Raw genomic sequence first — 19797 nt, 5'->3', positions numbered from 1 at the left:
GACGTTCCCCCTTGAGTAACACACTATTTCTTCCATATAATAACATTAACTACAGTAGAGGAGGACATAAGATGTCGATTCGTTGGAAGGAAGAGATGCTTCAGTTCGAGACATTACGTGAAGCAGAAGTCTGGGCGGATTCGATCACGAATGAGATCCATGGTCGGTCAATTACCGGATAGTGCACCCCTGACTTTAAAGTCGCGACAATTCTTGCATTTTATTTAGCGGAAAACCCAGACTATCGCGTACGTTCGGCAACGGTTCACCTCGATGAAGAAATCTATTATCAAGTCTGGGTCGAGATACTCGATTCACTTTGACTTCGTGAATTGGTCGAGGACGATTTCCTGAAACGCGCGTGTCACGGGTGAGCCCCACTTCGACTGTTTCGCAAGCAGATGGGCATACATCGGTTCAAACGTCTCATCATGTTGAATGATTTTCATCGCACCTGCTTCCACTTCATCTGCTACCGTCACATACGGTAACACAGCAAAACCCAGACCGTTCATCACCATCTTCTTGATTGCCCCGATACTCCACAATTCCTGTGTCTGAAACGAGATGTCTTGGTTTCTGACGCACGCCTCAAACATCGTTCGGTAACTGCATCCGTCTTCATTCGTCAGATAGACGTATGTGTCCGCGGAAGATCGAATCGCGTCAAAATGATCCGGCATCGTCGGATGACCAATGATGACGATCTTCTCTTCTGTCAAAACATCATGCGTACAACGATCAGCGGAAAACATTGGATACAACATCAAGGCGACATCGACCCGTCCATGTAAGAGTTCGTCTTGATTTTCCTTACATGTTCCATTCGATAAGACGATGTTGACATTCGGATATGCTGTCATGAACTTCTGTAGGACGGAACCAAGACGAGAGATCGTCAGTGACTCTGGCGCAGCGATTTTCAAGACGCCTTCAAAGGAATCCTGTTGTTGAATCGACTTGATTTTCTCATGTGTCGCTAGTAAGTCTTCAGCCAGAGGGATGATTTCCTGACCTAAAGGTGAGAGCTGAAGCGTCCGATTGGCATAGAAAAACAAGGCACCGCCTACTTCTTGCTCGAGCAGTTGCATATGGGACGTAATCGTCGATTGCGTGTAGCCGAGTTCACTCGCAGCTGCCGTATAACTCCCTGTCTCAATAATCTTCAAGAAGCTGATCAAATGGCGAATTTCCATTCCAAGACTCTCCTTTGATTGTTCCATCGAAAAAAATGATGGTACAATTTTTTATTTCAATTTTATTTATCGATCTTGACATCTTACACTAGAATTCAAGTATTCGATAGAATGAAAAAGGAGTTTTCTTATGAATATTGTTGCTTTTTTATCTTATGTCATCATTACATCCATCACACCAGGACCAAGTAATCTGTTAGTCATGCATGAATCGAGCCACTTCGGTTTTCGTGGTGCTTGGCGATTTAATACCGGAATCTTACTAGGGTTCATGATACTCGGGTTGATCAGCGCATTAGGGACGACAGCATTACAAGCGACCTTACCTATGATCGAACCGATTCTACAGTGGCTCGGTGCCGCATACCTCGGTTACCTTGCCTATAAGATTGGTTTCCCGAAGCAGACAGCAAGTCAGATCGATACCGTGCCAGCGACATTTTTATCCGGTCTGTTGTTCCAACTCATCAACGTCAAGAGTATCCTTTTTTTCTTAACCGCTTTATCGACGTTCATTCTGCCGCACAGCACGTCTACTGTAGAAATCGTTCAATACACGTTGTATGCCATCATTCTCGGGTGGATCGCCTTATTGCTTTGGGCAGGAAGTGGCTCGTTGTTTCGTTCGTTATTTCAAAGATACGACGTCGCGTTTCGCGTCATTATGTGTACCTTACTTCTTTATTCAGCTGTGACGATTTTTCAGTGAAATGCCGAAAAAGGACAGCACACCTCAGTTACGAGGCATATTGTCCCTTGTTAATGCAATCATCGCTTCAACCGCCGCGTCCATCCGGTCTTGTAAACCGATCTTATTCAAAACGACGAGTCCTTCCGTGAAGACAAAGAGCAACGCTGTTTGCTTATCGGCATCTTCCCCCTCTGTTGGTACATAGATCTGTTTAATCCAATCGTCGAACGACTCCCCGATCGTCCGCGTGATTGACGTATACGGTTCTCCCTGACTCGTTGCGAGATGGGTGATCTCGAACCAAAGATTCAAATATGGCTTGATTCGTGGCTCATCGATTGCTTGACGTAGAAAGCGGACGAATGCAGTGAACTCGAGTTTTAGATCCGGTTGCTGCAGTAAATCAATCAGTTCTTGGCTGATCGCAGTCAACACTGCGGTCTCGATATCTTGCTTATCCTTGAAATAATGCATCAGCATCCGGTCACTCGTCCCGGCAGCGGTCGCCATCTTCTTCAGACTCATTTCCTTGATGCTTGATGCTAACGTCGCTTTTGCGATCTGATGCGTATAATCCTGTCGCTTCTGTTCAAACTTATCCATTATTATCGATTCTCCCTTCTCCTTTTTCATCATACAACATCTAAGCAGATTGACGCATGGATGTAGTACGTGCTACATTAATTTGTAGTAATCACTACATTTTAAGGAGGATCCTTCATGAGAGAATCTCAAGCTTCATTTGTAGACACCATCCCGAAACCTTTATTGCTTGTCATTACGATCGCTTTCGCTGTTTTAACTGCGTTTTCGATAATTGATTTTGGTGTACTTGCCATCTTTACGGAAGCGACACAAAACACGGCGACGCTCCAGATTTTCGTCGACCTGATTCTCTGCGCCCTCTTCATCATCGTTTGGCTCCGCCATGATACACGTCGTACCGGACGAAGCTTTCCGCTTTGGGCAATCATCACCCTCGCGATTGGTGCGTTCGGACCCCTACTTTATTTGTTGACTCGAAGATCATGACGTTCTGACACGTGCCGTATCTTCGGTACGTGTTTTTCTTAAGACAAACTTAAGAAAACGACTCCGTCTATCAACAGAATTTGACCTTATCCTAAGAGGTAGATTACAACTTAAAGGAGTTTTTACCTCATGAAGAAAGCCATCCTTGATACGATCGTCCACTTAAATGCTCGACCAATAGTCGCGAACACACTAAACCGGTTTGCGATGAGTCGCTTTAGTAACCCTCTCATCCGACCTTTCATTCGCACCTATCACATTCAGACGGATCAAGCGCTGAAGTCTGTCGATTCGTTTACCTCGCTGCACGATTGTTTCGTACGCGAGTTACGTCCCGGTATGCGACCAATCGCAACCACGACGGATGCCTTCGTCAGTCCAAGTGACGCCGTCCTCTCCATCGTCCCGGCATTATCGCAAGATAGTCGGTTTACAATTAAAGGACAGGACTATACTGTTGCTGAGCTGATTGGCTCAAGCGAACGCGCCGAGGATTACGCGAACGGTGTCGCCTTAATTTTCTATTTGAGTCCGATCGACTATCACCGTGTCCATTCGCCAGTCACGGGCGAAATCACGACGAGTTATACACTGGGGCGAGAATCGGCACCCGTCAATGACATGGGGCTACGATTCAGCAAACGTCCGTTGACACGTAATTATCGCCGCGTCACGCGTCTGCAAGTCGATCACCGCTCGATTGAGCACGTCATGGTCGGTGCGCTGAACGTCAATACGATCGTTCAGACACATCGAGGACGCCTGCTGGAGCGTGGTGCAGAGTTCGGTTACTTTTCGTTCGGTTCAACTGTCATCCTCGTCTTGCCACCGGACACGGTCGAACTCGCTCCAGGCATCGAACGTAGCGTCAAGATGGGTGAGCAGATCGGACGCTGGATATCCTAAAAATGGATTCCCCTTTTTTAAGATTTCTGACTAAGAAAAGCATTTGAATTTGCTAGACTAAAGGAAACCACTGTTCAGAGGTGATCCTCATGTCCGAACGCTTATTTAAGCGAACCTTACTGATTGCATGCTTACTTTTCCTCACGTTTTTCACGCTCTATGGTATTCACCGCGCTTCAGCGACATCTGAACCCGAACACCTCATCTTTCAGGCAAAAGGCGAATCCTGGAACGCCGTGATTCATGTACGGCAAGTCAAAGAACGTCCTTTATCTTACCGGGTAAGCGAAGGCTACGCCCTAATATATATCGGACAGGATCTAAAACGAGTGGAGCACCAACAGAAACCTGTGACCTGGTTTGTCGATAGTCAGTTGTCAGATGGTCGATATGCTAAACACTCTAGCCATTTCCGAAGCTTCATTGGAACCGAAAGAGATGGCGCCACCTTTGATACGAGTGCCGCCTTACAAATCTTTAAAGATACTGACACGTACCATGTCCGAATCAAATGGGATGGCAACCGTGAAGAGCAGTTGACGTTAACGTGTATCGGCATGGAATAACTTACAAAACGAGAAAGAGGTTATATCATGAAAAAAGTCGTTTTATCATTCGCTTTCTCGATTATGACGGTATGGATATTAGTTGGTTGTAATAATGAAGAGATAATGCAAAGTACTAGTGAAAAACCGACGGCATCCGAAGTATTGAGCGAAGATGCTAAAGCAGACATTTTTCAATTCAATGATACGATCTACAAATCAGACGTAGCATGGGCAGAAAAAACCAAAGTCACTCAGAATGAAAAAGTTGGAGAAATTAAAAGAAGAAGTTCGGATAAAGACGCTTTTGATAATGGGACTGCTACGAAACTCTATAAGGGTACCGTCCTATACTCTACTAAAGAAAGAAATGACATTTTGCTAGTGAGTTTCAATGGGAAATTTAAAAAGTACGTTGCTTTAGGAGAAGGTTAATTTGTCTATAAGAAAAGGCATCCTCAGCTAAGGATGCCTTTTCTTATTTAGATCATGCTGATAATAGAGAAGCTAATCAGCCGTTGACGACTTTTTCAGATACATCTTCATTCATCGACTGACGATTGATCGAGAGCGTTTCTCCCTCTTTAAGTCGTTTTCGATATTCTGCTGTCGCCGTGAATAAGACATCTGTTGACGAGTTGAGTGCTGTCTCAAACGAATCTTGTAACACACTGACTAGAACACCCGCTGCTACGACTTGCATCGCAATGTCATTCGGAATCCCGAATAAACTACATGCAAGCGGAATCAAAAGGAGCGAACCACCAGCGACACCGGATGCGCCACATGCACAAACGGCAGCGAGAACACTCAAGATGATAGCTGTCGGAAGGTCGACTGGGATACCGAGCGTATGAACCGCTGCTAACGTTAAGACGGAAATCGTGATGGCCGCTCCCGCCATATTGATCGTGGCACCTAGTGGAATCGAGATCCCGTACGTCTCTTTATCGAGGTCAAGTTTCTTACATAATTCCATGTTGACCGGAATGTTTGCAGCTGAGCTTCGTGTGAAGAAAGCGGTAATCCCACTCTCCCGGATACATTTGAAGACGAGTGGATATGGATTCTGACGAACGTTGATGAACACGATGAGAGGATTAACAATGAGTGCTACGACAAGCATCGTGCCAATCAATACCAATAATAAATTCCCGTAATCGAGCAATGAAGAAAGACCGTTTTCCGTAACAGAGCCAATGACGATTCCCATGATACCAAGAGGAGCAAGTTTGATGACCCATCCGACCATTTTCGCAATGGCGTCAGAAAAATTCGAGATAAATGTCTTCGTCGTATCGGACGCATTTTTTAAAGCGATTCCTAACACGATCGCCCAAGTCAGAATGCCAATGTAGTTCGCTTGTATGAGCGCATTGACTGGATTATCGACCATATTCAAGACGAGTTTTTGAAGAACTTCAACCGTGTTCCCCGGAGCAGCCAATTGTTCCGCACCTTCTGTCAATCGAATGTTCACTGGGAAAAGGAAACTGACGATGACCGCAATGGCTCCCGCTAAGAACGTCCCGAGCAGATACAAGAAAATGATTGATTTCATATTCGTCTGCTGTCCTTTTTTATGCTGCACGATTGATGCCATAACTAAGAAAAAGACCAAGATCGGCGCGACTGCCTTCAGAGAAGAAATAAATAAAGTCCCAAAAATGGTCAAGGATTTCGCCACTTCAGGAATCGTGACGGCTAAAATAATACCCACGATCAAGCCAATCGCGATTTGTTTCACTAAACTGATTTGGTTCCACATCTTCAACAATTTCATACATTCCCCTCCAGGCTTTCAAAAAATAAGATATTAGAATTCGAAAAATGAGGACTTCTCTCTCTCATTCCAAAACGATGAATGATCTGGCCGCTCACTTTTCAAAAAATTCTCTCAGTTTATTGTTTTCTATTTTTACATAAATCCTAAGAAATAAAAACTAGTTTTTTGCAAGAAATATGATTCCTTTTCCTGGATGTTAAATAAGAATACGAATGCAATCGATTGCATAATTACAAAAAAAGTAGGAAACGGATCATACTGTCTCCTACTTCATTATGTTAACTAAATCTTTATGTATGAGTGTTAACTGACCTTCCTTTACTACTTAAGAGACCATTATTTTTTTGCATTTGGCAATCAAAAGAACAACAAGTAATAAAATCTCAAGAATCAAAAATATCTCCACAAAGGATTAAACACCAAATATGTTTCGCGCTTGCGTAATGATGATGACGAGTGCACCAATCGCCCAGACAAGTAAGATCAGTTCTAAAATATATTGATCATTTGGTATGACATCCATATGTTTCTTACAATAGACTGACTAAAATGATTTAAGTGATGCCTATATTTTACAGTATCCTGAAGTGTTCCAGACTTCCGAAAGTTGAGCAAATGAGTTTTTAAAGATCTAAGTCATCCGGATAGTCCTTTATTTTCCTAACCCGAATACTTTCCTCCTGACCGATTTGATCGGTTTCTTTCAATCGGTGCTGTACGACTAGAAGAACCAATACAATTGCTGATATCACACAGATCGTCGCATAATACGGTTGAGCAAATCGTTCCAACTCAATCGCAGATAAAACCTGTAAAATCGTCAATCCCGCGAGCATCCCGTGGAAATATCTCTGATAGTTGCGCGGTATTCCGGCTTGTCCAAACGTCTCATACCAGACGAATAAGCCGAGTCCGAACGCGAGTCCGTTTAGGATCGGTGAAGGCAGGAGAAACAGGAGGATTCCAAGACCAAGCATCCACCAGGCATAACGAATAGCTGGCTTAAAGAAAGCAGGATCGAGCGTCGGTTCTTCTTCCTCGATGACAGGCGTTGCTTTTTCCTCTTCGGTCAACGGTCTAAAACCAAGTGCTTCTTTCTCTTCTGCTAACTCGAGCATCCGCTTTTTCATTCCGAAATAGAACGGAAAACGTTCTTTGACAACCTCCCCTTCATCCGTTTGACCATCCGCTTGTTCTTGCACGGATACCTGATAGAGCGTACGCCCCATCCAGTAACTGACCCAGTAATCGGTCGTTTGACCATTGTCGCGTTTGAGTTCAATCACCTTGGCTTTTTGATTCGTCATGATATATGATTCCTTTCGTCGCAAGTTCCTGTAATTGTTCTGACGCATACAACAGGAGAATGAACCCTGAAACGAGACAGACTGCTCCGTTAATCGAGAGATTGATCGGTGATAAATAGTTTTTCGATGAGCCGGCTAATGCGAACATGAAAAGTGCTCCTGACCATCGATACATGCGAACATGCGCGGATTTCCCTTCGAGATGCATCGGCCAGAAAAGCATCAGAACGACGAGTGTTATGTATCCCGGAATCGGTAAGATATCGGTCAGCGTCAGTAATCCACTCAATAGGACGAGTAAAGCGCTTAAAATGCGCAACTTTATGATCCGTCGATCTGAACGAAAATCCATCACTTCAGACAGAGCAAAAGGTGATCGTATGTATCCATCGTCTAATTTTTCACGTACCCATGCTTTTTTCTGACGATACGCGCGCAAGGGACTTTTGAAGACGATCCGCTTCGTCGCGGACTCCTCATTCGTTTCCATCATGTCCTCGCTATCAATCGCCTGCTCTTTTCGGGCAATTCCTTCCCGGCAGAATAAAGTACGCCCTTCTTGGTGAAAGACGATGTGATACACATGATCGTCGACTTGTTTGACTAATTGAATCATGATTTGAGCTCCCATTAACTTGCTTTCTAACTTTTTCTAGATCTCACCATGTTGTGCTGACCGCGTATAGTATAAACAGACCACTTAAGACACAGACGTAACCATAGTGTCTGACAGTCAATGAACAAAATAGGATGACGCCAATCGACAAAATAATACAGATGCTTAAACAGATCTGTACCTTGATCTTTCTTCAATTTAAAACACTTTTTGTTTTCTTGTAACCGATACGGGCAGCATTTGGATGCATATCCGGTTTTCGCAAACGAGGAGAATGTAAGGAATTATCATGATCATCACCTTCCTAAACATGGTCAAATTGAAGAGGAATGACTATGTTTACTTTAATTTGAATATAATTTCATTCACTTTTTTAGATTCAATCGTACTCATCTAGGATATTTACAAGTCGAATTTTAGCACTTCAAAGAATCTTTATTTAGGATTATCGCCCAATCCTATGTACTAAAACCTTAATATGTATTACAATGTATTACAATGTATTACAAGGGAGCTGATAATCATGAGTACCATTTCCGTACGTCTGGATGATCAGGATACACGACTTATCAAGGAATATGCGAAGGCAAAGAACATCACGATTTCTACACTCGTTCGCGATGCCGTCCTCGACCGTATCGAAGACGAAATCGATTTGCAACTCTATCATGATTCCATGGCAGCACACCGTAAAAAATCAGAAGCGATATCTTTCGACGACATGATGAAGGAACTTGATTTAGAATGACGGCATATTCGGTAGAGTTTGAGCGCGGAGCTCAAAAGTCTCTCAAGAAGATGGACCCACAACAAGCGCGGATCATCATGTCCTGGATCAAGAAGAATCTGGTCGGGACGGATGATCCGCGTCGTCATGGGAAAGGACTGGTCTCGAATCGTTCTGGTGAATGGCGGTATCGCATCGGTGACTATCGTCTGATTGCTGACATCCAGGATGAAAAAGTCGTGATCTTAATTCTTGAAATCGGTCATCGTCGTGACATTTATAAATAAGGCATCTATTGCTCATATACAAGTAAGCATATGAGTTTTTGAATATGTCTGTTTAACGACCGTTTTATATAATGATTGCAATAAAAATTTGTTCTTTATATAAATCATCATCATATATTCTAATAAAATTAAAATCGCGTGTAAAAAGTCTTCGAATACTCATAGACTTTTTACACGCGATTAAATCCAGTGCTTGGCTACTAATAAGTTCTGAAATCACTTCAAATGATTTCATATTTTTAACGTTCTAGCATTTACAGCAACAATGACGGTGCTAAGACTCATTAGTACTGCCCCAATGGCTGGGGATAATATCACACCATAGGGAGCTAGAACGCCGGCTGCTAGTGGTATTGTTATAATATTATAACCAGCTGCCCACCATAGGTTTTGAATCATTTTGTTATAAGTGCTTCGGGAAAGTTCAAGGATAGAGAGAACATCTTTCGGATTACTTCTGACCAGTACGATATCAGCGGTTTCGACTGCCACGTCGGTTCCACTACCAATCGCAATCCCTACGTCAGCTTGTGCCAGTGCGGGTGCATCATTAATGCCATCACCCACCATGGCTACTTTCCTACCTTCCAATTGAATGTTCTTTACTTGTCTTGATTTATCATCAGGTAAAACTTCTGCATGAACTTCGTCAATACCCAACTGTTTGGCAACCCAATGTGCAACCTTTTTATTGTCACCAGTGAGCATGATTGAATTTATGCCTTTATTTTTAAGAGCAGTCACAGTCTCTTTCGCTTCTTCTCTTACTAAATCAGCAAGTGCAATCATTCCTAGTAATTGCTTGTTTTTCAATACAAATATGACAGTCTTTCCTTCTTCAGATAATTTTTCAAAAGCGAGCTCATCAACCGTTATTTTTTCTTGACGAATATATCGAGGACTCACTACACGAATTAACGTACCCTCTACTTTCCCTTCCAATCCGACTCCTGTAATAGACATAAAATCTTCAATCGATGGAAGTGATAGTTGTAGCTCTTCTGCTCTTTTTACTACACCTTTAGCAAGAGGATGTTGTGATGAACGTTCGACTCCCGCTGCTAGACGAAGTAGTTCGTTTGAGGAAATTTCATCAACCGGCATCAAATCCGTCACACCAAAATTACCTTGCGTCAAAGTACCTGTCTTATCAAAAATAATGGCGTCTAATTTCCGTGCCTCTTCAAACTGCGTCCTATTTCGAATCAATAAACCTTTCTTAGCAGACAGCGCCGTCGAGACAGAGACGACCAATGGCGCTGCAAGTCCTAGTGCATGGGGACACGAAATAACCATGACAGTCACCATACGTTCGATAGCAATGCTGAGCGGATATCCTAATGCAAGCCAAATGATAAATGTCAACACACCGGCAAAAACAGCGACATAGAAGAGAATTTTTGCTGCACGATTCGCTAAATTTTGTGTTTTAGATTTAGATGCCTGCGCTTCGCTGACTAATTCGATCACTTTCGATAAATACGTGCCTTCACCTGTATTTTTCGTTTCAACAGTCAAGCTTCCTTCTTGATTAATGGAGCCAGCAATTACGTTGTCGTCCATTTTCTTTTCGATGGGAAGAGATTCACCTGTTAGCATCGATTCATCAACTGTTGTTGCTCCTTTTATTATCTTACCGTCAACTGGAACTTGCTCCCCAGGTTTGATCAGAATCACGTCACCAGTCTGTAATTCCGACACCGCAATATCTTCTATTTTTTCATCATCAATTCGATGCGCAATACTGGGTAACAATTTGACTAATTCTTGTAGCGCGTTAGACGCGCCCATGATTGACTTCATTTCAATCCAATGTCCTAAAAGCATAATATCTATGAGCGTTGCTAACTCCCAGAAAAAGTCATGTCCCTCTCCTAGACCTAAGATGATGCCCACACTATAAAAGTATGCAACACTAATCGCTAAAGCGATCAACATCATCATCCCCGGATTTTTTTGTTTCATTTCGTCTAAGCTACCTTTTAAGAACGGCCATCCACCGTAGAGGTAGACAATTGTGGATAACAAAAGCAAAACAACGTCGTCATATGGAAAGCTAATGTTGATACCCGACCATTCTTGAATCATTTTGGAAAGTAGCAGGATTGGAATGGTCAACATTAACGATACGAGAAATCTTTTCTTGAAGTCTCCGATCATTCCTTCATGTTCATGATGTGAAGCACTCATTTGTTGGTCTTCATGATGAGTATGTTCGTGATGGATATGGTGATCCATAAGAAAACCTCCTTTTACGTACTATATACCTGTATGGTGTATATAGAGAGATCATGACTATATAGAGCTACATCTCGTTTTTACTTCCAGTTAAACTTATATATATAAATATAAAATGTATTTTGACACACTAAAAAATAAAAATTATCATACAAGTATAGGATATATTTTAAAAAATGAGACCATTTGTTTGAATAGGACTATTTAGCGCCAAAATCACAAGTACTGAAACTTTAAAAAGAATTAAAGGACAAGTTCGAGGTAGACATCAAATGATTGATGACAATTCATGAATTAACTGAACTAATGAAGACTATGGTCAAATGAACGAATAGGTACTATCGTGAACAGACAAATGAGCTAATACAAAAAACGCAATTAAAAAGCTTTGTTTTATGCACCTACAAAATTATCTCTAAGGAGAATCCAATCGTGAAACTTAACATACTCTTAAAAAGCGTAAGTCTTATTAGCCTATCCCTGATTGCGGTCGGCTGTGCTCAATCCCCGATGAAGTCTTCTACTCCCAATCATTCAAAGGAGGTAGATCATGCGAAACATATGAGCGGTGACAAGATTGAAGAAACATCATCATCGTTGATACTTCCTACGTTTTTAAAAACTCAACCTGAAGATGTACGAAATGTTTATCAAGCTGTAGGGAAAAATCGTAAACTACTAGAGAAAATACCTTGCTATTGCGGTTGCGGTGAAACAGTCAATCATAAAAATAATTATGATTGCTTTATAGAAGAAAACGCGACGAATGAATCGGTGAAATGGACAAGTCACGGAACGACATGCAGCACCTGTCTCGAGATTGCTGTAAAGTCTATTTTGAAGCAACGGGACGGAGAATCGGTTAAAGATATTCGTTCTGCAATCGATTCTTCATATAAAGATGGATACTCGAAGCCGACACCGACTCCCTTATGATTTTTATGATGACACTTTTGCTCCTATAGCAAGAGTGTCATTTCGTTTCATCCTCACTCCAACGATATCCTCTTCCCCAAATTGTTTTCAGATGCCTATCGATCGGGTAATCTAACTCTCTTAACTTTTCTCTAATCATCTTAATATGAGAATCAACTGTCCTCGGATCCGATTCTGACGTATAAGACCAAACGAATTCATAAAGCTCTAGTCTGTTGAACAGCCTTCCAGGATGTTGAAGGAATAGTCGCAGTAATGCATGTGCTTTTGGTGTAAAGTCAATCGACTTGCCATCTAGTAAAATTAAATTGTTGCTCTCATCGAACGTAAGTCCGTGGTAGATAACGGGTTCTTTTGCTTTCCTTCTCATGACAGACCGAACTCTTGCTAAAAGTACGTCCCCGTTAAACGGCTTTGTGACATAATCTGTAGCTCCAGCATCTAGTCCTTTGACGATGGATTCAGCATCATTTAGAGCCGTTATCATGATGATAGGGACTTCCGGGTGAGAATCCGTTATTTTCTTACATACTTCGAATCCATCGTACATTGGCATCATTACATCCAATAAAATCAAATCGAAGGTTTCTTTTTTCACTTTCTCTAAAGCTTCGATCCCATCATTCGCCATACTACATTCATATCCTATTGGTTCTAGATAGAGTCTTAATAATTGCCTCATTCTTATTTCATCATCAACAATTAATATTTTATCCATCCTAGTCACCACCTCTTACATTAAAATTTTTTAATAATAAATGATTGTTAGTCTATTTCCTCATAAATTTCACGAACTTTCTATATAATCAATTCAACCTATAGAATGGAGTTGATTTTCATGAAAGTGTTTATGAAGAGTTTGATCGTTATCCTCTATGTATCCTTATTTTCTCTCACCATAATACTGGTCTATAAGGGTTATGAACTTTTTCATAACTAAGTATCTTAGTGCTTATAAATGAAAGAGCATCAGCTTTTTAGCTCATACCTTTTTCGGCATGGCGACATAGATGCTCCTTCATTTTTAACACTTCGCTTTAAGCAATTAATTTACGACAGACTTTTGCACATTCATTACAGGCCTCAGCGCACTTTTTACAATGATCATGATCATGTTTCGAACATTCGTCGGCACATCTTTCACAAATTTCAACACAGCTTCTTGCAAGAACATCAATATTGCTGCTGTTTCGAGAAATAGCTTGTACTAAAAGACTACAAATTTCAGAACAATCTCTGTCTAGACGTATACACTCTGCCATCGAAGAAACATGATGTTCACTCAAACACGCATCAAAGCATTCATTACAAGTCACTATACAGTTGTGTAGGGCACCTAAGATTTCTTGTTGTCCAGTATTCATTCTAAAATACCTCCATTTTCCGTCTTTTTTGACTTACACAAAGCCTATTTCCTTAGTTTGTGAAGAAAAGATGAAAATATTCACCTATTTTTTAGTCCACTTTCAACTGACCCATCATTCCGTTCTCTTCATGTTCAAGGATATGGCAATGGTACATGAATACCCCTTTTTCCTTGAAAGTCATCTGAATCTTAACTCGTTCATCTGGTTTTATAGCGATAGTGTCTTTTAGACCTGCTTCTTGATTATCCAGTTTCTGTCCGTTTCGCTCTAATACTTTGAATTGGACTCCATGAATGTGGAAGGGATGAGTCATTCCACCCATCATGTCTTTTTTATTATAGACCTCCCAAATTTCGGTTTCTCCTTGTTTCGCTTTAATATCGATTCTCTTCTCATCAAACTTTTTCCCATTGATTTCAACATTTTTGCCCATCCCGAAAAGAGTTAACTTTTGATTCACTGTAGACAAGGTCTTTAGCGGCTTTTCATATCCACTTTTCGGCGCCAATGCACTTAGGTTCGTCCCTTGTTTATCCTTCAGCTTGAAGTTAACGACCCTTACTCCATTCGTCTCAAATGAAACAGTCTCACCAATTTTTCTTTTTGAAAAGTCTACCAATACCTCTATACGTTCGCCTGGACTTAATTCAATTTTCTTTACGTTTTTCGGTTTTGAGATGTAACCACCATCATCAGCAATTTTTTTAAAGGATGAACCGTCAGATAGCTTCACTACGTAGTTACGTGCATTGGAGCCATTTATCAATCTGACTCTAAGTTGCGAATATTTTACGTTGAAATATGGATTAATCGTACCGTTTACGAGGAGGGTATCGCCTAAAGCCCCATCTGTTTTTTCTACATCAGCATATCCAAGGACATTCCTGTTTTTAACTTTTCGATCTTGAAGAATTAATGGAATATCATTTTCACCATATTTTTGAGGTAGCATCGTCTCTTTAGTTTTTTCATCTTTTACGTACAACAATCCTGCTAACCCCTTGTAAACTTGTTCAGCAGTTTTCCCCATTGGATGTGGATGAAACCACAATGTCGATTCATCTTGCTTCACTTTAAACTTTACTACCTTCGTTTCACCAGCTTTCACGACCTGATGTGGTCCGCCATCTACGGATGATGGTACAACAAGACCGTGCCAATGGAATGTAGTCGCTTCTGATAAGCGATTCACCGTACGGATTGTTACCATTTTTCCTTTTTTCAATTCCACTACAGGACCTAAATAATTTCCGTTATATCCTAGAGTTTCAGTTTTTTTACTATCTCGGAAGAACTGTGTCTCCCCTTGTTTAGCGACAATCGTGTATTGAATGGAATTCTTGGTTTCACGATCGGATTTTAGCATCTTAGGGATGTTCAATCGTCGCTCTTTTTCTTCAGTTGATTTTAAATCGACACTCGCGCCATGTCCCATACCTTCCATCATAGTCTGATTTGTAGTAGTGTTCCCTCCATTCATCATAGATTTCATGTGCTGTTTGTTATTTGGCATAGTACCTCGGATAAAAAGTAAATACGAACCGCCCACTATAATCATGAGAGTAAAGATACCGATAGTTGCGATTAACCATCTTTTCTTCACATGGATCATTCCCTTCAATTAATTATTATCTTTAACTTAAAGAATGATTGTGAAAAAAATATGTCTTTCCACCCATGAATTTTATAGTTTTTTTCCAATGTGCTACTTTTCTACTCTCTGCAAAGTTTCTGCAAATTTGTGTGATAAAGTCTATGGAAAGCATAAAAAAAACAATTGGAGGTAATTTTTTATGAAATTAAAGAAAAAGATTTTTATGACAACCATGGCTGCTTCACTTTCTTTAGGACTCGCTGCGTGCGGAAGCAATGGTGATGATTCTAAATCAACAGGAAGCATGGATAAAAATATGGATGGTATGGATCATTCGACGATGGACATGTCTGGATCGAAAGAGGTCCCGAAAGGGCTCCAAGAGGCTAAAAATCCTAAATTTAAAGTTGGCGACATGGCGATGATCAAAGAAGCACATATGGAAGGCATGAAAGGGGCAGAAGCAAAAGTTGTAGGAGCTTATGATACTACTGCTTATAGCATTTCTTATGACCCTACAAATGGTGGGAAACGTGTCATGGATCATAAGTGGATTATTCAAGAAGAGATTGTAGATCCTAAATCATCTCCTTATGAAGTAGGCGATGAAGTAAAAGTAGACGCGGATCATATGAAAGGAATGAAGGATGCTACGGCCACTATCGATTCAGCTAAGCAAACAACAGTGTATATGATTGATTTTGAATCGACTACAGGTGAAGAAGTTAAAAATCATAAATGGGTGACTGAAGACGAACTATCTGCAGAATAAACGATAAACAAGAGAGGAACGGTTTTTTAACCGTTCCTCTCTTGTCTTCTTTTTCACTTATTTAAGGAACCCACTTGTAACCAATTCCCCATACTGTGCGAAAGTGTTCTTCAATAGGAAACTCGAGTTTCCTAAGCTTTTCTCTTAAGTTTCTTACATGAGAATCGACCGTTCGTTCATCTGTCCACTCATTTGCTAACCATAAACTTGAGAGCAGTTCCTCTCTTGAATAGACACGTTCTGGATTTTTTAATAATTTAGCAAGTAATGAAAATTCTTTTGGCGTGACTTTGACTAAATGATTATCGTAATACAGCTCATGGGCGTCTTCATTTAAGATTAGACCCGACGATTCGATTTTTGATCCTGAAGAAACTGTAGTTCGTCTGAAAATCGATTGAATTCTTGCCTTCAATTCCGCCTCGTCGAACGGTTTCACAATGTAATCATCTGCTCCCAGTTGTAATCCTTTTACGATTTCTTCTTTTCCGTCGAGTGCTGTCAATAAAATGATTGGTACATTCGAAACTTCCCTTATCTTTTGACAGGTCTCAAAACCATCCATTAAAGGCATCATCACATCTAATATGATTAAGTCAGGCTCATCTACATCAATCAAGTTCAATATCTCTCTTCCGCTGTTCAGCTTAATACAGGTATAACTGTCTTGCAGATAAAGTTCGATCAGTTCTAACATTCGATTCTCATCATCTACCAAAGCAATGGTTCTCATCCTGGAATCCCCCTCAAGTCAATGACAACCTTCAGCCCGTTTTCTACATTAACAGCTACGATGGTCCCTTTGTGCGCTTCAACTATTTCTTTCGTGATAGCCAAACCGAGCCCAGTACCTCCTGTTTCACGATTTCGTGAAGAATCCACTCGATAAAAACGATCAAAAAGATACGGGAGTGATTGCTCATCCACACCACCACCTTCATCCATAACTTCAATAAAGTTTTCATCAAGTTTTAAAAATACGCGTTTGTTCACATGTGTATATTTCAGCGCGTTATCGAGTAAATTTAAGAGAACCTGATCGAATCTAGCTTGGTCTATCTCTTTATAAATGGGTGTTTTATTAATTTGAAGGATTAATTTCACTTGTTTCTCCTCAAATTTAAAAATTATTCTTTCACTGATCTGTTTTAAGAAATCATTCATCTCTGTGATCTGAGGATCTATTTGAAAATGTGGCTCTTCCAATCTAGCAAGTTCAAACAAGTCCTCAATCAGTTCTTGAAGTCTTTCGGACTCCTCATAAATAATATCTCCAAATCTTGATTCGTCTTTTTTGAGAAGTCCTGCATATCCCTTAATATAGGTAATCGGCGTACGCAATTCATGTGTGATCGAAGTCAGAAATTGCTTTCTTGTATTTTGAATATGACGTAAATCAACAGATAACTTAGTGATTGCTCGTGCTAAATCTCCCACTTCGTCGCTTCTCTCAGCTTCTCTGATTTTCAGTACCTCGCCTTGACTTAACTTTACCGTCGCCTCTTTCATTGATAGAAGTGGTTTTATAATGATATAACTCAAAAAATAAACACTTACTAATAGAAAAAGTACTAACAAGAATAGAGAGAACACTACTTGTTGTTTCAATTCCCCCATCAAATGCTGTATATACTTCGTCGGCTCTAACATGATTATTTGACCGCCATCTTCAATAGGACTAACCGTCACTAAAAAATTGCCCTCTCTCCAATTTCCTTGTACGATCCCATCCTTTTTTTGAATCCAATCCGAATTCAAAAATCGTTCGGCGTCGTTAGATGAATCGACGACTTGATTATTTTTGTCTAAGATAATCACATCTGTCATCGCCTTTTCCTCCATTAAAACAACGTGTTCAACCGTTTGCTTGTCGAAGTTAGTGGAAAGAACATCTCGATGACTATTTCCTCTCTCTTGAAGGCTCTCTAGTTCACTTTCTACTTGTTGATGTTCAAGAATGTTGTATATGATAGCAGATGAGAGAATGAAAATCATGAGAATCCCGAAAAAATAAAATAGCGTTATTTTGAATGAAAGTTTATTCATAAAGTACCTTTCTCATTTAAGATGATTACATATAGAAACAAACTGTTGAGATTTAGAAAAAAAAATATTCTTCATTTAGGCGATACACAAAAGGACTTTTATCATTTGATTCTTTTAAAAGGACAATTCCTTGAATATTGCTCCACAAATAATTAGCGAAATCATAATCACTTAAAATAGCCTCACGAGTAGAATGCGTCATGAAGCATTCTATTTTTGTAATCGTATACATATCCTCCGAATCACGTTGATAATCGAAAGAAAAAGAACCCTTTATATTAAGCCTTTGAGCAATTATTGCTACGCACTCCTCTAAAATCGAATTAGAAAACACCTCGTATGAAAGAACAGTAGCTTGGTACCGTTCATACTCTTCTCTCATAAAACAGCAAATCACTTCATCAGATCGATAATCGATATATGCATCAATTTTCCCCAGCTTTACACCTTCAGGCGCATTCTTTATTTGGTCAAAAGAGTAAGTAAAGGTATTACCTTGAACCGAAAATGAATCATGAAGTATTGTTTTATCCAAATCAAAGGATGTTATAAACATTACGTTATTTTCTCTCATTTTTAACTTGTGTTTCGATAGCGTAGTTGCTTCTTGTTCGCTTAAAGGAATAATCCAGCCTATTTTTTGAGAAGTACAATATTCAATCAGATTACTAATATACCCTTCTTCTGATTCTTTTTTTGAAAATGAATCAAAATATTTAAAATCAGGAAATAGCTTTCGAACCCATCCTTCTTTTGAAGAAATATGAATATCTATACTTACAGGTTTAAGTTGTTTTATGTTCTCCATCAATTTCCAGTTTTCCTCTACTCCCATTATCAGGACATTTTCACGAGACATTTACGATGCATCTCCTTTCGAAATAGAAAATAGAGCGTCAGAACCCTCTAAACCCTGTAAAATCAATCAATATTGTAGTTAGTTTCGTCAGACCATCGAAATACAATATGATACCTAATAAAATCATAAACCAGCCACCTATTTTCATAACCTTTGAAGAATAATTCATTAAGTATCTGGATTTCCCGACCAAAAACGACATCAAGAAAAATGGAATAGAAAAACCTAGTACATAAAAGAGCATATATAAAAATCCATTACTAGGATTCGTGGCGATCAAAGCAATAACTCCAGCGAGGATTGGTCCTGTACAAGGAGTCCATCCAGCAGCCGATCCGACTCCGACAATAAACGTTCCGATATAACCACGCTTTCTTTTTCCTAAGTTCATTCTTCGCTCTTTAAGTAAAAATATTGGGGTCCACAGACCAGTTAAAATAACACCGAATATGAATAAAATAAGTGCACCGCTCATCCGTAGAACATCTTTATACACTATAAAAAAATCAGCCAAATATGACGTTGAAAAACCCATCACTAAAAATACGCTCGAAAATCCAAGTAAGAAAACGAATGTATGGGGAACACCATTCCAGTTCCACTTTTTATTTTCTTTTAACTCTGTAACTGAAATTCCTGTAATGTAAGATAGAAAAACAGGATACAAAGCTAGGCAACATGGCGAGATAAAAGATAAAAACCCTGCCCCAAAAGCTAACAAAAAAGATAACTCCATCAAATTCCTCCCGAACTCTAAAAAATAAATCTTTTTTTAAGATGTATAAAAAAGAAATGTGTTTAATTTTAATCATAAAATCTGTTTGTGAAAAACCTATGCATTTTTTGATTAAATCTCGTATCAATTTTTGAAATGAATTTGATACACTTTTTT

At 40.0% G+C, this 19797-nt stretch carries 22 protein-coding genes; 9 read left to right on the top strand and 13 right to left on the bottom strand.

Annotation, left to right across the window (positions count from 1 at the left end; all coding sequences use genetic code 11):
• Positions 1-314: 314 nt before the first annotated feature.
• Positions 315-1196 (bottom strand): LysR family transcriptional regulator, encoded by an 882-nt coding sequence (locus L985_RS07670; RefSeq protein ID WP_047394228.1) that lies wholly within the window; start codon positions 1194-1196, stop codon positions 315-317.
• Between the two features lie 130 nt (positions 1197-1326).
• Between L985_RS07670 and L985_RS07665 the strand changes: the two genes are divergently transcribed.
• Positions 1327-1905, top strand: coding sequence for a LysE family transporter (locus L985_RS07665; RefSeq protein ID WP_047394232.1), 579 nt, complete (start codon positions 1327-1329; stop codon positions 1903-1905).
• A 24-nt stretch (positions 1906-1929) separates the two neighbouring features.
• Here the strand turns inward: L985_RS07665 and L985_RS07660 are convergent, their stop codons facing one another.
• Positions 1930-2490 (bottom strand): TetR/AcrR family transcriptional regulator, encoded by a 561-nt coding sequence (locus L985_RS07660; RefSeq protein WP_047394236.1) that lies wholly within the window; start codon positions 2488-2490, stop codon positions 1930-1932.
• Between the two features lie 117 nt (positions 2491-2607).
• On the opposite strand from L985_RS07660, the gene L985_RS07655 reads away from it, so the two are divergent.
• From L985_RS07655 to L985_RS07640, 4 genes are all read left to right on the top strand, one after another.
• Positions 2608-2919 carry a DUF2834 domain-containing protein gene (locus L985_RS07655; RefSeq protein WP_052169468.1) on the top strand — a complete coding sequence of 104 codons (312 nt, stop codon included), beginning with the start codon at positions 2608-2610 and terminating at the stop codon, positions 2917-2919.
• Positions 2920-3048: 129 nt separating this feature from the next.
• Positions 3049-3825, top strand: a complete 777-nt coding sequence (locus L985_RS07650; RefSeq protein WP_047394240.1) for a phosphatidylserine decarboxylase — start codon at positions 3049-3051, stop codon at positions 3823-3825.
• 89 nt (positions 3826-3914) lie between these two features.
• A complete protein-coding gene (locus L985_RS07645) occupies positions 3915-4391 on the top strand; it encodes a hypothetical protein (RefSeq protein ID WP_047394244.1) in 477 nt (158 codons plus the stop codon).
• 27 nt (positions 4392-4418) lie between these two features.
• Positions 4419-4805: a hypothetical protein gene (locus tag L985_RS07640; protein WP_047394249.1), complete on the top strand. Its 387-nt coding sequence runs from the start codon at positions 4419-4421 to the stop codon at positions 4803-4805.
• A gap of 76 nt (positions 4806-4881) precedes the next feature.
• On the opposite strand, the gene sstT is transcribed toward L985_RS07640, so the two are convergent.
• From sstT to L985_RS07625, 3 genes are all read right to left on the bottom strand, one after another.
• Positions 4882-6153 carry a serine/threonine transporter SstT gene (gene sstT, locus L985_RS07635; RefSeq protein ID WP_047394253.1) on the bottom strand — a complete coding sequence of 424 codons (1272 nt, stop codon included), beginning with the start codon at positions 6151-6153 and terminating at the stop codon, positions 4882-4884.
• Positions 6154-6779: 626 nt separating this feature from the next.
• The gene (locus L985_RS07630; RefSeq protein ID WP_047394256.1) at positions 6780-7463 is read right to left on the bottom strand and encodes a hypothetical protein; all 684 of its coding nucleotides are present in this window, start codon (positions 7461-7463) and stop codon (positions 6780-6782) included.
• Positions 7435-8079: a hypothetical protein gene (locus L985_RS07625; RefSeq protein WP_047394298.1), complete on the bottom strand. Its 645-nt coding sequence runs from the start codon at positions 8077-8079 to the stop codon at positions 7435-7437. Before L985_RS07625 ends, L985_RS07630 begins: the two co-directional genes overlap by 29 nt.
• Before the next feature lie 523 nt (positions 8080-8602).
• Here L985_RS07625 and relB point away from each other — a divergent pair.
• On the top strand, positions 8603-8827 hold the full coding sequence (gene relB / locus L985_RS07620; RefSeq protein WP_026829710.1) for a type II toxin-antitoxin system RelB family antitoxin: 225 nt from the start codon (positions 8603-8605) through the stop codon (positions 8825-8827).
• Entirely contained in the window at positions 8824-9093 is a 270-nt protein-coding gene (locus tag L985_RS07615) for a type II toxin-antitoxin system RelE family toxin (protein ID WP_047394265.1), read from the top strand. Before relB ends, L985_RS07615 begins: the two co-directional genes overlap by 4 nt.
• 231 nt (positions 9094-9324) lie before the next feature.
• On the opposite strand, the gene L985_RS07610 is transcribed toward L985_RS07615, so the two are convergent.
• Positions 9325-11331 (bottom strand): heavy metal translocating P-type ATPase, encoded by a 2007-nt coding sequence (locus L985_RS07610; protein WP_047394268.1) that lies wholly within the window; start codon positions 11329-11331, stop codon positions 9325-9327.
• 432 nt (positions 11332-11763) lie between these two features.
• Here L985_RS07610 and L985_RS07605 point away from each other — a divergent pair, with 432 nt between their 5' ends.
• The gene (locus L985_RS07605) at positions 11764-12267 is read left to right on the top strand and encodes a PCYCGC motif-containing (lipo)protein (protein ID WP_047394273.1); all 504 of its coding nucleotides are present in this window, start codon (positions 11764-11766) and stop codon (positions 12265-12267) included.
• A gap of 37 nt (positions 12268-12304) precedes the next feature.
• On the opposite strand, the gene L985_RS07600 is transcribed toward L985_RS07605, so the two are convergent.
• The 3 genes from L985_RS07600 to L985_RS07590 form a co-directional block, all read right to left on the bottom strand.
• A complete protein-coding gene (locus L985_RS07600) occupies positions 12305-12985 on the bottom strand; it encodes a response regulator transcription factor (RefSeq protein ID WP_047394277.1) in 681 nt (226 codons plus the stop codon).
• Positions 12986-13304: 319 nt separating this feature from the next.
• Positions 13305-13529 carry a four-helix bundle copper-binding protein gene (locus tag L985_RS07595; protein ID WP_313533290.1) on the bottom strand — a complete coding sequence of 75 codons (225 nt, stop codon included), beginning with the start codon at positions 13527-13529 and terminating at the stop codon, positions 13305-13307.
• Positions 13530-13722: 193 nt separating this feature from the next.
• Positions 13723-15237, bottom strand: a complete 1515-nt coding sequence (locus tag L985_RS07590) for a multicopper oxidase family protein (RefSeq protein ID WP_082202603.1) — start codon at positions 15235-15237, stop codon at positions 13723-13725.
• Between the two features lie 190 nt (positions 15238-15427).
• Between L985_RS07590 and L985_RS07585 the strand changes: the two genes are divergently transcribed.
• Entirely contained in the window at positions 15428-16000 is a 573-nt protein-coding gene (locus L985_RS07585) for a YdhK family protein (protein WP_047394599.1), read from the top strand.
• 61 nt (positions 16001-16061) lie between these two features.
• Here the strand turns inward: L985_RS07585 and L985_RS07580 are convergent, their stop codons facing one another.
• Genes L985_RS07580 through L985_RS07565 form a run of 4 tightly spaced genes read right to left on the bottom strand, consistent with a single transcriptional unit; the run spans position 16062 to position 19641 of the window.
• Positions 16062-16733 (bottom strand): response regulator transcription factor, encoded by a 672-nt coding sequence (locus L985_RS07580; RefSeq protein WP_047394595.1) that lies wholly within the window; start codon positions 16731-16733, stop codon positions 16062-16064.
• A complete protein-coding gene (locus tag L985_RS07575; protein WP_047394592.1) occupies positions 16730-18046 on the bottom strand; it encodes a sensor histidine kinase in 1317 nt (438 codons plus the stop codon). Before L985_RS07575 ends, L985_RS07580 begins: the two co-directional genes overlap by 4 nt.
• 52 nt (positions 18047-18098) lie before the next feature.
• Complete coding sequence (locus tag L985_RS07570) at positions 18099-18905, bottom strand: hypothetical protein (RefSeq protein WP_071908769.1); 807 nt, start codon at positions 18903-18905, stop codon at positions 18099-18101.
• Positions 18906-18942: 37 nt separating this feature from the next.
• Entirely contained in the window at positions 18943-19641 is a 699-nt protein-coding gene (locus L985_RS07565) for a cytochrome c biogenesis CcdA family protein (protein ID WP_034786404.1), read from the bottom strand.
• Positions 19642-19797: the final 156 nt, after the last annotated feature.

It is taken from the genome of Exiguobacterium sp. ZWU0009 (genome assembly GCF_000798935.2).
Classification (GTDB): Bacteria; Bacillota; Bacilli; order Exiguobacteriales; family Exiguobacteriaceae; genus Exiguobacterium_A; species Exiguobacterium_A acetylicum.
The sequence above is the reverse complement of the archived record's forward strand: the minus strand, read 5'-3'. Positions and strand labels throughout refer to the sequence as shown.